The sequence below is a fragment of the Paracnuella aquatica genome (assembly GCF_003332885.2).
Taxonomy (GTDB): domain Bacteria; phylum Bacteroidota; class Bacteroidia; order Chitinophagales; family Chitinophagaceae; genus Flavisolibacter; species Flavisolibacter aquaticus.
Genome location: NZ_QOWJ01000046.1, coordinates 1 through 1,000, shown reverse-complemented (window position 1 = coordinate 1,000; position 1,000 = coordinate 1). Strand labels below are relative to the sequence as shown.

Genomic DNA, 1,000 nt, shown 5'->3' with positions numbered 1-1,000 from the left:
GGCGTACCTTTGTCTCACGGGCAACCTGTGACGCCGACTGCGATATCGCGGATGAAGCAACGCGGTTAATGGCCATTGCGGCGGCACCAGGCACCGCCGTTTTGCTGATACGGCTGAGGTTTTCAACGGCCTGCTCAAGACCTTTTATGGCCATACATCCCCCTTTCAGCGGCGACGGTTAACGGCAGGCGGTACGCCCCGTCCAAGCCAGAGATGACAACTTCCGCCATCATCCGGCGAAACCCGATCTACCCAGAAATTTTCCTCACCGATGGTCAGCGTGTCTCCACGCCGCAGCTGCCGCACCTCATCAGTCCGGACAAACAGGGACGGGCTGGAGCCTTCAACGCGCACGCCCTGTCCGGCATAGCTGATATTTTCAGGGTCATCAAAAACACCACGTATCACCGCACCTGACTGCTCACCGGATGTAATGGTGGCTGACGTTCCCATGTACCCGCGTATCGTTTCATCGGCGCGGGCAATGGCAGCATCGAACAGGTTATCGAAATCAGCCACAGCGCCTCCCGTTATTGCATTCTGGCCAGGCCGCGCTCTGTCATTTCGGCTGCCACACCGGCAGAGACACGAAACGCCGTTCCCGGCAGCACAAATGCCACAGGTTCATCCCGCGTGGCGTGAAGTGCATCAGTATGCAGCTTCACCAGTGCCACGACCGTGACCAGTTCAGACGTATCCAGAATCACGGTATCCGGCTGCGCTGATCCCACCTCATTTTCATGTCCGGTCAGCACATTTTCCCGGCTGAGAGGGGTGTCCTGACCGGCAGTTTCATCCGTGTCATCAAGCTCCTCTTTCAGCTCTGCCACACGGAGCGCCAGTTCTTCTTTCGTCCCCGTCAGGCTGACATCACGGTTCAGTTGTTCACCCAGCGAGCGGAGACGGGCAATCAGTTCATCTTTCGTCATGGACTCCTCCACAGAGAAACAATGGCCCCGAAGGGCCATGATTACGCCAGTTGTACGGACACGAACTCATC

The 1,000-nt window shown here is 57.6% G+C and carries 3 protein-coding genes; all 3 read right to left on the bottom strand.

Going from position 1 to position 1,000, the window contains the following annotated elements; translation table 11 throughout:
- The coding region (locus DRJ53_RS21015) for a phage tail protein (RefSeq protein ID WP_170997307.1) at window positions 1-154 on the bottom strand (154 nt) is incomplete at its 3' end.
- A gap of 11 nt (window positions 155-165) precedes the next feature.
- The gene (locus DRJ53_RS21010; protein ID WP_000752979.1) at window positions 166-519 is read right to left on the bottom strand and encodes a head-tail joining protein; all 354 of its coding nucleotides are present in this window, start codon (window positions 517-519) and stop codon (window positions 166-168) included.
- A gap of 11 nt (window positions 520-530) precedes the next feature.
- The gene (locus tag DRJ53_RS21005; protein ID WP_006777795.1) at window positions 531-968 is read right to left on the bottom strand and encodes a DNA-packaging protein FI; all 438 of its coding nucleotides are present in this window, start codon (window positions 966-968) and stop codon (window positions 531-533) included.
- Window positions 969-1,000 lie beyond the last annotated feature (32 nt).